13 protein-coding genes are annotated in these 13,043 nt (G+C 71.7%); 3 read left to right on the top strand and 10 right to left on the bottom strand.

The window, feature by feature from the left end; translation table 11 throughout:
* Nucleotides 1-26 precede the first annotated feature (26 nt).
* Nucleotides 27-476: an FAD synthase family protein gene (locus IE140_RS14920; protein ID WP_006128276.1), complete on the top strand. Its 450-nt coding sequence runs from the start codon at nucleotides 27-29 to the stop codon at nucleotides 474-476.
* Here IE140_RS14920 and IE140_RS14915 read toward each other — a convergent pair.
* The 9 genes from IE140_RS14915 to IE140_RS14875 all read right to left on the bottom strand — a co-directional run bounded on the left by IE140_RS14915 (nucleotide 445) and on the right by IE140_RS14875 (nucleotide 9,710).
* Entirely contained in the window at nucleotides 445-1,182 is a 738-nt protein-coding gene (locus IE140_RS14915; RefSeq protein WP_150194018.1) for a CDP-alcohol phosphatidyltransferase family protein, read from the bottom strand. The two genes, IE140_RS14920 and IE140_RS14915, sit on opposite strands and share 32 nt — an antisense overlap.
* 90 nt (nucleotides 1,183-1,272) lie before the next feature.
* Nucleotides 1,273-1,626: a monovalent cation/H(+) antiporter subunit G gene (gene mnhG / locus IE140_RS14910; RefSeq protein ID WP_150194020.1), complete on the bottom strand. Its 354-nt coding sequence runs from the start codon at nucleotides 1,624-1,626 to the stop codon at nucleotides 1,273-1,275.
* On the bottom strand, nucleotides 1,623-2,027 hold the full coding sequence (locus IE140_RS14905) for an MrpF/PhaF family protein (RefSeq protein WP_229826796.1): 405 nt from the start codon (nucleotides 2,025-2,027) through the stop codon (nucleotides 1,623-1,625). The genes mnhG and IE140_RS14905 overlap by 4 nt, the downstream gene beginning before the upstream one ends.
* Nucleotides 2,024-2,650 (bottom strand): Na+/H+ antiporter subunit E, encoded by a 627-nt coding sequence (locus tag IE140_RS14900; RefSeq protein WP_032777497.1) that lies wholly within the window; start codon nucleotides 2,648-2,650, stop codon nucleotides 2,024-2,026. The genes IE140_RS14905 and IE140_RS14900 overlap by 4 nt, the downstream gene beginning before the upstream one ends.
* Nucleotides 2,647-4,299: a Na+/H+ antiporter subunit D gene (locus IE140_RS14895; protein ID WP_150194023.1), complete on the bottom strand. Its 1,653-nt coding sequence runs from the start codon at nucleotides 4,297-4,299 to the stop codon at nucleotides 2,647-2,649. The genes IE140_RS14900 and IE140_RS14895 overlap by 4 nt, the downstream gene beginning before the upstream one ends.
* Nucleotides 4,296-4,916 carry a Na(+)/H(+) antiporter subunit C gene (locus IE140_RS14890; RefSeq protein WP_032777493.1) on the bottom strand — a complete coding sequence of 207 codons (621 nt, stop codon included), beginning with the start codon at nucleotides 4,914-4,916 and terminating at the stop codon, nucleotides 4,296-4,298. The genes IE140_RS14895 and IE140_RS14890 overlap by 4 nt, the downstream gene beginning before the upstream one ends.
* On the bottom strand, nucleotides 4,913-7,816 hold the full coding sequence (locus tag IE140_RS14885; protein WP_150194025.1) for a Na+/H+ antiporter subunit A: 2,904 nt from the start codon (nucleotides 7,814-7,816) through the stop codon (nucleotides 4,913-4,915). Before IE140_RS14885 ends, IE140_RS14890 begins: the two co-directional genes overlap by 4 nt.
* A gap of 299 nt (nucleotides 7,817-8,115) precedes the next feature.
* Nucleotides 8,116-8,517, bottom strand: a complete 402-nt coding sequence (locus tag IE140_RS14880) for a RidA family protein (RefSeq protein ID WP_030581469.1) — start codon at nucleotides 8,515-8,517, stop codon at nucleotides 8,116-8,118.
* A complete protein-coding gene (locus IE140_RS14875; RefSeq protein ID WP_150194027.1) occupies nucleotides 8,514-9,710 on the bottom strand; it encodes an acyl-CoA dehydrogenase family protein in 1,197 nt (398 codons plus the stop codon). Before IE140_RS14875 ends, IE140_RS14880 begins: the two co-directional genes overlap by 4 nt.
* A 150-nt stretch (nucleotides 9,711-9,860) precedes the next feature.
* Between IE140_RS14875 and IE140_RS14870 the strand changes: the two genes are divergently transcribed.
* Complete coding sequence (locus IE140_RS14870) at nucleotides 9,861-11,591, top strand: AMP-binding protein (protein WP_150194029.1); 1,731 nt, start codon at nucleotides 9,861-9,863, stop codon at nucleotides 11,589-11,591.
* Between the two features lie 9 nt (nucleotides 11,592-11,600).
* On the top strand, nucleotides 11,601-12,419 hold the full coding sequence (locus IE140_RS14865; RefSeq protein ID WP_150194031.1) for a PaaX family transcriptional regulator: 819 nt from the start codon (nucleotides 11,601-11,603) through the stop codon (nucleotides 12,417-12,419).
* A 42-nt stretch (nucleotides 12,420-12,461) separates the two neighbouring features.
* On the opposite strand, the gene IE140_RS14860 is transcribed toward IE140_RS14865, so the two are convergent.
* Nucleotides 12,462-13,040 carry a DM13 domain-containing protein gene (locus tag IE140_RS14860; protein WP_150194033.1) on the bottom strand — a complete coding sequence of 193 codons (579 nt, stop codon included), beginning with the start codon at nucleotides 13,038-13,040 and terminating at the stop codon, nucleotides 12,462-12,464.
* Nucleotides 13,041-13,043: the final 3 nt, after the last annotated feature.

Genomic DNA, 13,043 nt, shown 5'->3' with positions numbered 1-13,043 from the left:
CGTTCACCGTGGGGGGAGAGATACGGATGGTGCAGCACAGGGTGGGTTACGCACCCGGGGTGTACGACCTGTTCCACGTCGGCCACCTCAACATCCTGCGTCATGCCCGCAGTCAGTGCGACTACCTGGTCGCGGGGGTCGTGTCGGACGAGATGGCGGCGCTCGCCAAGGGCCATACGCCGATGATCCCGCTCCGCGAACGACTGGAGATCGTCCGCAGCGTGCGCTTCGTGGACGCCGCGTTCGTGGAGACCGTGCCGGACAAGGTCGAGACCTGGCAGCAGGTCCGGTTCGACGTGATCTTCAAGGGCGACGACTGGCGGGGCACGGAGAAGGGGCTGAAGCTGGAGCGCGACTTCGCCGAAGTGGGCGTGGAGGTCGTCTACTTCCCGTACACCGTGCATACGTCCAGCACCCAGTTGCGCCGGGCGCTGGACGTCCTCGTCAACCGGCCCGGAGCGCTTTCAGCTCCCTGAACCACTTGGCGAGGAAGGCCGCCAGGAACAGCGTGTGCACGACCGCCAGCACGGCGTACCCGGCGCGGAAGGCCCCGGGTGCGCCGAGCAGCAGGAACACCAGGCAGAACACCCCGTAGTCGGCGGGCAGCAGGGCCACGGCCCGCACCCGGGAGACGGGCGCAGCCTGCGGCGCCGCCCAGGACGGACCCTGTGCGCTCGCCGCCGTCTTGCCGAGGTGTTCGCGCAGCAGCCCCGCGCAGAAGGTGACCACGGCGGCCAGCTGGAAGCCCAGCGGCAGCAACAGCCAGGCATCCGAAGGCAGTTCACCGAAACGGTAGAAGGAGATCAGGACCGCGGTGTGGACGAGCAGGAGCTTCCCGCAGTCCACGACATGGTCCAGCCACTCCCCGTCGGGCCCGCCCCGGCCGGTGAGCCGGGCGAGTTGCCCGTCGGCGGAGTCGAAGGCGAAGCCGACCGCGAGGGCCGCGTAGACCAGGACGGCGAGCGTCCACGACGGTTCGACGAGCGCGACGGCCGTCAGCGCACCATAGGTGAACAGCGCGCTGATCAAGGTTACTTGATTGGGCGTCAGTCCAGCCCGGTAGGCTCCGGCCGCGAGCAGGCGGCCGGCGGGCCGGTTCACGTACCGCGAGTAGAGCGAGACGCCCTTGGCGCTCTTCTGTGCGCCGCGCAATTCGCGCAGCACGGTGCCCGTGCTTCCCACTACGCCCCCCAGCGTCCGGCAGTGCCCGCATCATGGCACGCGGGCCCGGGCCCATGGGGTGTTTGGCCCCGACAGGGCGCGAGTACGCGCTTACTTCCCGTCGGTGAGCTGTTCGTCGAGCTCGTCGAAGAGCAGCTCGCCGTGGTCGACCTGGCCGGTGCGGTAGGCGGAGCGGGCCACCAGGTGCGAGGCGACGGGTCCGGTGAGCATCTGGAAGAAGGCGATGAGCGCGAGGGTCGCCAGGTCCATGCCGGTGCGCAGCCGGAGAGCGACTCCGGCGAGGACCAGGAGCATGCCGAGCGTCTGCGGTTTGGTGGCGGCGTGGCTGCGGGAGAGGACGTCGGGCAGCCGCAGCATGCCGATCACCCCGAGCAGCGAGATCGCGGCGCCGATCAGGACGAGGAGGGCGCCCGCCGTGTCGAGGAGCTGGATCCAGACGTTCACTTGGGGTCCTCCTTGGTCGGGCCCGAGCCGGCGTCGGAACCGGAGCCGGCGTCATCCCCGGAGCGGCCGCCGGCCCCGGGAGGCGCAGCGGGAGACGGGGCGATCACCGTCACGGCCTGGGGCCGGTCGCGCACGGCGATGAAGCGGGCGATGCCCACCGATCCGGTGAACCCCAGGAAGGCCAGCACCAGCATGATCGGAAAGTAGAACGAGTCCAGCGCCACGGCGGACTTGGCTCCGAGCCCGGCGATGATCAGCGCCGCGATGACGTCCAGCGAGATCGCCCGGTCGAGCATGGAGGGCCCGCGCCAGATCCGGACCAGCAGGAGGAGCCCGGCTGCCAGGACCAGGACGATGGCGGCGGTCAGCAGGACGCGGTCGATCTGTTCGAAGACGCTCATGGTGCGGGCCTTCCGGCGGTGAGCTGCGGCGGTGGGGGCGGTTCGGCGACCCGGGCGATCTCGTCGGCGGTTCCGAAGGCCCGTACGGTCAGTTCCTCCAGCCGCCAGACCTGGCGCCGGGCCGCTTCCAGCTCCTCGGGCCGGTCGGCGTCCAAGACGTGCAGGAAGACGGTCGCGGTGGCTCGGCGCATCTCGATGACGGAACCGCCGGGGACATTGGAGACGGCGACGGCGACGGCGGCCAGCATCAGATCGCTGCGGCAGCGCAGCGGCACGCCGATGACGGCGGCCCGGTGGGGCATACCCGCGAAGATCTGCCGGGTGACCTTCACACCCGAGGTGTACATGTCGTAGAGCAGATATCCGGCCAGTCGGAGGATGCCCCAGGGATGGAGCCGGAGGCCGAGGTCGACCGGGGGCAGCGGGAAGGCCAGACAGACGGCGGCCGCGACGATCACGCCCGTGATGATGTTGGCCAGATTGAACGTGGACCAGAGCAGCACCCAGATGAGCGTGAGCCAGGCGATCAGCGGCAGGTCCAGCACGCGTCCGCGACGGCCGACCCGGCAGCTCAGCGGCGGCAGGTCCTTGTCACGGAACGAGAACCGCGGGAAACGGCTCACCGGCCCAGCACCTCCTCGATGTAGGGCGTTCGCTCCAGCAGTTCCACGGCCGAGCGGTCGGTGAAGGCGGTGAGCGGCCCGGCGAACACCGTGAACGACAGGGCCAGCGCGACGGTTGCCGCGGTGGCCGCCATCATGGGCCGGGGCAGGCGGTTGGTCGTGGTGACCGCTCGCGCCTGGAGCGTGGCGGTGCTCGCGCCCTCGGCCGGGCGGTCGAGCACCGCGATGCCCTCGTCACCGGTGCCGGGGACGCCGTCGGGGCCCTCGTCGGTGTCGTCGTCGCTGTCGTCCCCGGACTCCAGGACCGTGCCCGACTCGGCCTGTCCGGGCGGGGCCGCGCGCCAGAAGGCGAGGTTCCACACCTTGGCGGTGACGTACAGCGTCAGGAGGCTGGTGACGACCGAGCCCGCGACCAGGATCCAGGCCCAGGCGCTGCCGTCGGCGACGCCCGCCCGCATGAGCCCCAGCTTTCCGATGAAGCCGGAGAGCGGGGGGATGCCCGCCAGGTTCATCGCGGGGACGAAGAAGAGGAGGGCCAGTATCGGTGCGGCCTTGGCCAGACCGCCGAGCCGGGTCAGCTCCGTGGTGCCGCCCCGGCGTTCGATGAGCCCCGCTACCAGGAAGAGGGTGGTCTGGACGGTGATGTGGTGGACGACGTAGACGATGGCACCGCCGTACGCCTCCCGGGTGGCGAGGCCGATACCGAAGATCATGAAGCCGATGTGGCTGATCAGGGTGAAGGAGAGCAGTCGTTTGAGGTCGGTCTGGGCGACCGCGCCGAGAATGCCGATCACCATGGAGGCCAGCGCCACGGCCATCAGGAGGTCGCCGATCCGGTTGCCCGGGAAGAGCAGGGTCTCGGTCCGCATCATGCAGTAGACGCCGACCTTGGTGAGCAACCCCGCGAAGACGGCGGTGACCGGTGCGGGCGCCGTCGGGTAGGAGTCGGGCAGCCATGCGGCCAGCGGGAAGACGGCGGCTTTGATCGCGAAGACCGTGAGCAGCATCGCCTGGATCAGGGTCTGCACGCCGAGCGAGAGGTCGGGCAGCCGTTCGGCGAGCTGCGCGAAGTTCACGGTGCCCAGGGCCGCGTAGGTCATCGCGATGGCGATGAGGAAGACCATCGACGAGAACAGCGAGATGATCACGTAGGTCGATCCGGCGCGCATCCGGGGGCCGGTGCCGCCGAGGGTGAGCAGGACGAAGCTGGCGACCAGCATGATCTCGAAGCTGACGAAGAGGTTGACCAGGTCGCCGGCGAGGAAGGTGCAGGAGACCCCGGCCACGAGGATCAGGTAGGCCGGATGGAAGACCGCCAGCGGGGTCTCCTTGTCCCGGTCGGTCATGCCCTGGCCGAGGGAGTAGATCAGTACGCAGAGCGTGACGGCCGAGGAGACGGTCAGCATCAGTCCGGAGAGCCGGTCGGCGACCAGGGTGATGCCGAGCGGAGGCGCAAAGTCGCCGAGGTGGACGGAGAGCGGGCCCTGCCGGTCGGCGGCGATCATCAGGGTGACCGAGAGCGCCAGGACCGCGGTGAGTACGGCGACGCTGATGAAGCGCTGGAAGCGCTGGAGCCGGGTGCCGAAGGTGAGGCTGAGTCCGGTGGCGCACAGCGGCAGGAGCACCGGCAACGGGACGAGCGCGTTCATCCGGCGGCTCCTCGTTCGTCTCGGGGGTAACGGTCGTCGGCCTTGGCGTCGCCATCGCGGACGTAGTCCTCGGGGTCGGCGCCGATGATGTCGTTCCAGAGGTCGCCGGAGGCGTCGCGGCCCCGGGCCTGGCGGGCCCGGTCGGCGCGGAGCCGGTCGCGGAGCCGACGGCGCTCCTCGCGGTAGCGTTCGCGCTCGTCCGCGGTCGGCTCGGATCCGGAGCGGAACTCCTCCCGCAACTGGGCGCGTTCGGAGAGCACTTCGGCGCGCAGCACGATGCGCCGGTCCTCCAGGTCGTCGTGTACCTCGTCGGTGCCGGTGATCTGGTGGCTGCGGTAGGCCATGGCGAGCAGGAAGGCGGTGGTGCCGAGGGTGATCACGATCGCGGTCAGAGCGATCGCCTGGGGCAGCGGGTCGGTGACCCGGCGCAGATCGACCCCGTAGAGAAGGGGCGCGGCACCCGCGGTACCGGTCGAGGCGAGGATCAGCAGGTTGACCCCGTTGCTCAGGATGACGGCGCCCAGCAGGATCCGCGTCAGCGGTCGGGTCAGCATGAGGATGCCGCCCACGGCGCAGAGGACCACGGCCGTGAGGAGGAGTGCGGCGCTGACGGTCATCGGGGATCCCCTCCCGCCTCGGGGCCGCCCGTGGCGCTCAGCGCGCCGGCGGCCCGTTCGATCTGCCGGTCGATCTTGGCTCCGAGAGCCCGGACGATGTCCAGGACGACGCCCAGCACCAGCAGGTAGACGCCGAAGTCGAACAGGATCGGCGTGCTCATGTGGAAGTCGCCGAACACCGGCAGATGTCCGTGGTAGGTGAAAGCGTGCAGAACGGTTCCGTCGATCAGGCCGAGGAGGCCCACCCCGGTCGAGATGAAGAGGCCGAGTCCGGTGAAGAGCCCCGGTTGCAGGGGGGCGGCCTGGGCCAGTTCGAAGCGGCCGCCCGCCAGATAGCGGGTGATGAGGGCGACTCCGGCGACCAGTCCGGCGACGAAGCCGCCGCCGGGCATGTTCTCGGCGCAGAAGAGCAGGTAGACCGAGAGGATCAGGATCGGGTGGAAGAGCAGGCGCGCCACCACCTCGAAGACGATCGAGCGGTGTTCGGGGGCGAGGGTGGATCCGGCGGCGAGCCAGCCGCGCTCGGGGGCCACCTCGTCGCCCTGCGGCAGCCGTGCGGTGTGCTCGGCCGCGATGGACCAGGCGGTACGACCCTTCAGCTCGTCCGCCGTCATCGGTCCCTCGCTGCGGCGGTGCAGGTAGATGAGGCTGGTGACCCCGATCGCCGCGGCGGCGAGCACCGCGGATTCCCCGAGGGTGTCCCAGGCGCGCAGGTCGACGAGGATGGTGGCGACCACGTCCTTGTACCCGTGTTCCTGGACCTCCTCGACCATGGCCGCGCCCGCCGGTTCGGCCGTACGCGCGGCGGCGGCCACCCAGAGGGCGACGCCGACGGTACCGGCCGCGACGAGTGCCACCGGGATGCGGATCGCGCGCCGCCAGGGTGAGACGGTCTCCTCGAAGTGGACGGGCATCCGGCGCAGCACGAGGACGAAGACGACCATCGCGACGGTCTCGACGCAGAACTGGGTGAGTGCCAGGTCCGGTGCGCCTTGGACGACGAAGAGCAGCGCGGTGCCGTAGCCGATCAGCCCGCTGAGGACCACGGCCTTCATCCGGCGTCGTACGGTCAGGCACAGGAAGGCGGCAACGCAGGTGAGCACGGCGATGCCGCCCTGGAGGGCGTTGTCCCAGAGCCGAGGAGCCGGAGCCCCCTGCCAGGGCTGGTCGATGGCGAACACGGCGAGCTGACCGCCGGCCATCACGAGCAGCGTGGTCGCCAGGTAGACCGAGAGGGAGCCTCGCTGAACGAAGCCGGTGACCTGGAGGGCGAGCCGTTCCTGGCCGAGCAGCAGATGACCGAAGACGCTGTCGGCGGTGGGCCAGGCGACGCGGCGGGACACGCGGGCGACGGTGTCCCGGGCGAGGAAGAGGCCCGCTCCCGCGATCCAGGCGACGGCGGAGAGCAGCAGGGCGATGCCGAAGCCGTGCCAGAGCGCCAGGTGGTAGGGGTCGGCGGGAGCCGGATAGCTGTCGGCGTAGGCGCTGAACAGCCCGTCGGTCAGGCCGACGCCGGGACCGAGCACCAGGCCGAGCACCGCGAGCAGGGCGGGCGGGGCCAGGAAGGCCCGGCCGACGCGGTGGACGGGGGTGTCGGGGACGCCGGGCTTGCGCGCGAAGGCCCCCCAGACGAACCGCAGGGTGTACGCGGTGGTGAGGGCGGAGCCCGCGACGACGACGGCGAGCGCCCAGCGGTCGGCGGCCGAGCCGTGCAGCAGCGCCTCGAAGGCCGCTTCCTTCGCGGCGAATCCGAGCAGCGGGGGCAGGGCGGCCATGGAGGCGGCGGCGAGCACGGCGACCCCGGCGACGTACGGCAGGGAGCGGCCGACGCCGGAGAGCCCCCGCAGGTCCCGGGTGCCGGTGGCGTGGTCGACGATGCCGGTGACGAGGAAGAGCGGCGCCTTGAACAGCGCGTGGCCGAGGATCATCGCGACGGCGGCGAGGGCCGCGTCCCGGTTGCCGGTCCCGGCGAGCAGAGTGAGGAAGCCGAGCTGGCTGACGGTCCCGTAGGCGAGGACCAGCTTCAGGTCGTTGAGGCGCAGAGCGCGCCAGCCGCCGAGCAGCATGGTCGCGCCACCGAGCACGATGACCACCGGTTTCCACACCGGGACGTCGGCGAAGGCCGGGGAGAGCCGGGCCACCAGATAGACGCCGGCCTTGACCATCGCGGCGGCGTGCAGATAGGCGCTGACCGGGGTGGGGGCGGCCATGGCGTTCGGAAGCCACATGGAGAACGGCCAGATCGCGGACTTCGACAGCGCGCCCGCGAGGATCAGCACCAGGGCGACGGAGACGGCGAGGCTGGTCTCCGGCGGGTCGGCGACGATGGCGGAGATCCGGTAGGTGCCCGCGGCATGACCGACGATCAGGAATCCGACCAGCATGGCGAGGCCGCCGAGCGTGGTGACGGTGAGCGCCTGGAGCGCGGAGCGTCTGCTGTGCCGGTGTTCGCTGCTGTGCCCGATCAGCAGGAAGGAGAAGACCGTGGTCAGCTCCCAGAACACGTAGAGCGTGATCAGGTCGTCGGCGAGCACCAGGGCGAGCATCGCGCCCGCGAAGGCGAGGAGGTTCCCCGCGAACCGGGCCAGTTGCGGGGTGTCGTCCCTGAAGTACGAGGCGCAGTAGACGAGGACGAGGGCACCGACCCCGGCGGCCATCAGGACCATCAGCTCGGAGAGTGCGTCCAGCCGCAGATCGAGGCCGACGTCGTAGTCCGGAATCCACTTCCAGGTCCAGGTGACCGCCTCACCGTCGGCAGCGGTGCTCCACTGGGTGAACGCCCAGACGGTGGCCGCCGCCGGGGGCAGCGCCAGCACGAGGAAGGCGCGCCGACGGAGCCGGTGCACCAAGGGGCCCGCGAAGGCCGCCAGGAGGAAGTGACCGATGATGAGCCCGATCACAGCGCGGTGTCCCGGGCAGGCGGCGAACAAACCGGAGTAAAGGGCACCGAATACAGATATACGTCCCCGCGAGATTCCCCGGACCGGCACGCCGCGCGCTCACCGGCACGCCGAGACCGGACGCCGTCCCGAGGGGGCGCCAGCTGGGGACGGGGGGAAGGCCGCGCCAGGCGTTGGAGGTGTTCCGCGTCGTACCGCACGCGAAGAGCCTAACGCGAGCCTTTTGACGACTTCTTAACGGGGGTCTTGCCTTCTCTTTAAGCAGTGCGGCGGACCTTCCCGCCTCACCCCGAGCCCCGTCACGGGAGGACCGCGACCCCGTCGATCTCGACCATCGCCTGTTCGTCCCAGAGCCTGGCGACGCCGATGACGGCCATCGCCGGGTAGTCGCGCCCCGCCAGCCTGCGCCAGATCCGGCCCAGTTCGGCGGAGTGGGAGCGGTAGTCGTCGACGTCGGTGGCGTAGACGGTGACCCGGGCGAGGTCGGCGGGGGCGCCGCCGGCCGCGTGGAGAGCGGTGAGCAGATTGCCGAGCGCGAGTGCGAACTGCTCGGGCAGGGTGGCTCCGACGACCTTGCCCTCCGGGTCGAGGGCGGTCTGTCCGGCGAGGAAGACCAGGTGACCGCCGGTGGCGACGACGGCGTGGCTGAAGCCGGTGGGCGGGGAGAGTTCGGCCGGGTTGATCCGGTGGGACGGACTCATGCGGACGGCTCCTGGGTCGGGGACGCGGACGGCTCGGCGGACGGCTCGGCGGACGGCTCGTGCGGATCGGGAAGCCGGGCGGCGTTCGCGTACAGCTCCTTGGCGATGATGGCGCGCTGCACCTCGCTCGCGCCCTCGTAGATGCGCGGCGCGCGGACCTCGCGGTAGAGGTGTTCGAGGAGATGGCCCCGGCGCAGGGCGCGGGCGCCGTGCAGCTGGACGGCGGTGTCGACGACGTACTGCGCGGTCTCGGTGGCGTACAGCTTGGCCATGGCCGCCCGGCGCGGCACCCCGCTCTCCCCCGCGTCGTACGCCGCTGCCGCCGCGTGGACCAGCAGGCGGGCGGCCTCGGTGCGGGTGGCCATCTCGGCGACCTGGTGGGAGACGGCCTGGAGATCGCTCAGCGGGCCGCCGAACGCGGTGCGGTGGGCGGTGTGGTCCAGGGTCGCGTCGAGGGCGGCCCGGGCCATTCCGACGGCGAAGGCCCCGACGCTGGGGCGGAAGAGGTTGAGGGTGTTCATGGCGACCCGGAAGCCCCGGTCGGGTTCGCCGAGGACGTCGTCGGCGGTGACCGGTACGCCGTCGAACTCCAGGGTGCCGATGGGGTGCGGGGAGAGCATGTCGAGGGCGGAGCCGGTGAGTCCGGGGCGGTCGGACGGGACCAGGAACGCTGTGATGCCCCGGGATCCGGCGCCGGGGGTGGTGCGGGCGAAGACCACGGCGAAGTCGGCCTCGGGGGCGTTGGAGATCCAGCACTTCTCGCCGGTGAGCCGCCAGCCGTCGGCGGTGTGGTCGGCGGCCAGGCTCAGGGCCGCCGCGTCGGAGCCCGCTCCCGGCTCGCTCAGCGCGAACGCGGCGACGGCCCGCCCGGCCCGGACCCCGGGGAGCCAGCGTTCGCGGTGGGCGGGGGTGCCCGCCTGGACGATCGGGGTGGTGCCGAGGCCCTGGAGGGCGAGCGCGGTCTCGGCCTCCGTACAGCCCCGGGCCAGCGACTCCCGCAGCAGGCACAGGTCCAGCGCGCCGGAGCCCAGCATCCGGCCGAGGAGGCCCAGCTCGCCGAGGGCGGCCAGCAGGGGGCGGTTGACACGCCCGGGCTCCCCTTTCTCCGCGAGCGGGCGCAGCTCCTGTGCGGCGAGCGTACGGAGCTCCTCGCACCAGGCGGTTTGTTCCGGTTCGAGGGAGAATGCCGTCATGGCGGCGCCTCTCTTGTCGCGTCGTGTCGCGTGCCCCGTCGCGTCGGGTGGCATCTCGTCGCATCGCATCGCACGCCATGGCTTATCGCGGACCGTTGACTACCGTCACCCAAACGATACGCTCCAGAGGCGACAAGGGGGCGATCCTTCATGGAGCCGAATTCCTCGCCGAACACGCCCACAGCCGCCGCCGACGCGTCCGCACGCGTCCCCGGCGCGCCTCACGAGCCGGCCGGGCGCACCGCCGGCGCCCACACCGACACCTTCGCGCGCGACCATCTCCCACCGCCGGAGCAGTGGCCGAAGCTCCTCCTGGACGATCCGGCGCCGCGTTACCCCGACCGGCTGAACTGCGGACACGAGCTGCTGGACCGCACCATCGAGGAGTACGGCGCCGACCGTCCCGCGCTGCGCTCCGGCGACGGCGGCGTCTGGAGCTACGGCGAACTGCGGGAGGCCGTGGACCGCATCGCCCATGTGCTGACGGACGACCTGGGCGTGGTGCCGGGCAACCGGGTGCTGCTGCGCGGGCCGACCACGCCCTGGCTGGCCGCCTGCTGGCTCGCCGTCATGAAGGCGGGCGCGGTCGCCGTCACCGTACTGGCGCAGGCGCGCGCCACGGAGCTTGCCACCATCTGCTCGCTGGCGCGGATCGGCCACGCCCTGTGCGACGCCCGGTCCGTGGAGGATCTGGCGGCGGCGGACGTGGACGGGCTGCGGATCACCCCGTTCGGCGGGGACGGGCCCGGTGACCTCGCCCGGCGGGCTTCCGCGCATTCCGGTTCCGGCCCGTACCGGGCGGTGGACACGGCCGCCGACGAGGTCGCGCTCATCGCCTTCACCTCGGGGACCACCGGGCGCCCCAAGGGCTGTATGCATCTGCACCGGGACCTCCTGGCCATCGCCGACACCTTCTCCCGCCACGTGCTGCGCCCCTCGGCCGACGACGTGTTCGCGGGCAGCCCGCCGCTGGGCTTCACGTTCGGCCTGGGCGGGCTGCTGGTCTTCCCGCTGCGGGCCGGGGCCTCGACGCTGCTGCTGGAGCAGGCGGGTCCGCAGCATCTGCTGCCCGCGCTGGTCCAGCACCGGGTCTCGGTGCTGTTCACCGCGCCGACCGCCTACCGCACGATGCTCGGCCAGCTGAACGGCCACGACCTGTCGGCGCTGCGGCGCTGTGTGTCGGCCGGGGAGAACCTGCCGGAGGCGACCTGGCGGGCCTGGCACGAGGCCACGGGTCTGCGCATCATCAACGGCATCGGGGCCACCGAACTCCTGCACATCTTCATCTCCGCGGCCGACGAGGCGATCCGGCCGGGCATGACCGGGGTGCCCGTGCCGGGCTGGCAGGCCCGGGTGGTGGACGAGCACGGGGAGGAACTGCCGGACGGCGAGCCGGGGCTGCTCGCCGTGCGCGGCCCGGTCGGCTGCCGCTATCTCGCAGACCCCCGGCAGACGGAGTACGTCCGGCACGGCTGGAATCTGACCGGCGACACCTTCGTCCGCGAACCGGACGGCTACTTCCGCTACGTGGCCCGCGCCGACGACATGATCATCTCCTCCGGCTACAACATCGCGGGCCCCGAGGTGGAGGACGCCCTGCTGCGCCATCCGGAGGTCGCTGAGGCGGCCGTGGTGGGCCGGCCGGACGAACTGCGGGGCGAGATCGTGGTGGCGCACGTGGTGCTGACCGAGGGCTCGGAGCAGACGGCGGACTCGCTGCGCGCCCATATGAAGGCCAACCTGGCCCCGCACAAGTGCCCGCGCCTCTTCGTGTTCGAGGAGTCGCTGCCGCGCACCGCGACCGGCAAACTCCAGCGGTTCCTGCTCCGGGAAGACCTTCGGGAAGATCTCCGGGAAGACCTCCGGGAGGACAGAGCCTAGAGTGATCACGTGGCCGAGTTGCGCACCCCCCGCTCCCTGATCATCACGCTCTACGGCGCCTACGGCCGTCCGGCGGACGGCGCCCCGTTCGCGGTGTCGGAGCTGATCCGCCTGCTGCACGCCGTGGGCGTCGACGCCCCGTCCGTACGCTCGTGCGTGTCGCGGCTGAAACGGCGCGGGCTGCTGGTGGCCGCCCGGGCCGGGGACGGCTCGGCGGGGTACGCGCTCTCCCCGGAAGCCCGGCAGCTGCTGGACGACGGGGACCGGCGGATCTACCGGCACCCCGCGCCGAGCCTCGACGACGGCTGGGTGCTCGCCGTGTTCTCCGTGCCCGAGGCCGAGCGCAGCAAGCGCCATGTGCTGCGCTCCCGGCTGGCCCGGCTGGGCTTCGGCACGGCCGCGCCCGGGGTGTGGATCGCTCCGGGCGGGCTGTACGAGGAGACCCGGCACACCCTGGAACGGCTCGAACTCGACCCGTACGTCGACCTGTTCCGGGGTGAGCACCTCGGCTTCGCCGCCACCCGCGAGGCGGTCGCCCGCTGGTGGGACCTGGACACGGTGGCGCGGCTGCACCACGACTTCCTGGAGCTGCACGAGCCGGTACTGCGCGACTGGGAGGCGTCCGGGGCCGACGGACCGCCCCGCCCGCAGACCGCCTACCGGGACTATCTGCTGGGGCTGGACTCCTGGCGCCAACTGCCGTACGCGGACCCGGGTCTGCCGGCGGAGCTGCTGCCCGCGGACTGGCCGGGCCGCCGGTCGGCGGAGGTGTTCGGCCGGCTGCACGAGCGGCTGCGGGACGCCGGGGAGCGGTACGTACGGGAGTGAGGGCGGCGGCCCGGCGCGCAGAAGGGACGGACACGTCGGCTGTCAGGCGCGGACCAGCTCGGCAGCGCCGAAGGAGACGTCGAACCGGTCGCACCAGATGCTGATGCTCGTGAAGCCCGCCGGGTCGAGGCCCTCGGGCAGCCGGTAGTTGTGGGACCCCTTGTTGCCCTTGAGCTTGCCGAGGCTCTCGTGGCGACCGTCGTCGAAGACGAACCAGCCCGCCCGCCCCTCCTTCACCGGTGCGTCGGTCAGCCAGACCCTGAGGTCCGGGCCGTTGCTGGTGTCGAGGTCCTCCAGCCTCACGATGTGCGAGCCGTCGGCGAGCCGCAGCAGCTTCACCGTGCCGGACGTGGCGTGCTCGTGGCTGATCAGGTCGCCGGAGGCGAGGGTCACCGGCGCTGCCGGTTCGGGAACAGGGGTCCCCTGCACAGTCGCCTCTTCGCCCGCCGAGTTGTCGGCGGGCTCCGCGGCAGTCGCCTCGGGCAGGGCCTCCCGCACGGTCTCGTCCTGCCACAGCTTCCACGGCTGGAACCAGTAGAGGCCCACGCCCACCATCACCACGGCCACCACCAGCGCCCCCGCGACCACCGGCCACGTCAGCACTCCGCGTACCCGTCCCATTCC

Origin of the sequence: Streptomyces parvus, from assembly GCF_014648875.1 — a bacterium.
GTDB classification, from domain to species: domain Bacteria; phylum Actinomycetota; class Actinomycetes; order Streptomycetales; family Streptomycetaceae; genus Streptomyces; species Streptomyces parvus.
Note: the sequence above shows the minus strand (reverse complement) of the source record. Positions and strands in the feature narration are given on the sequence as shown.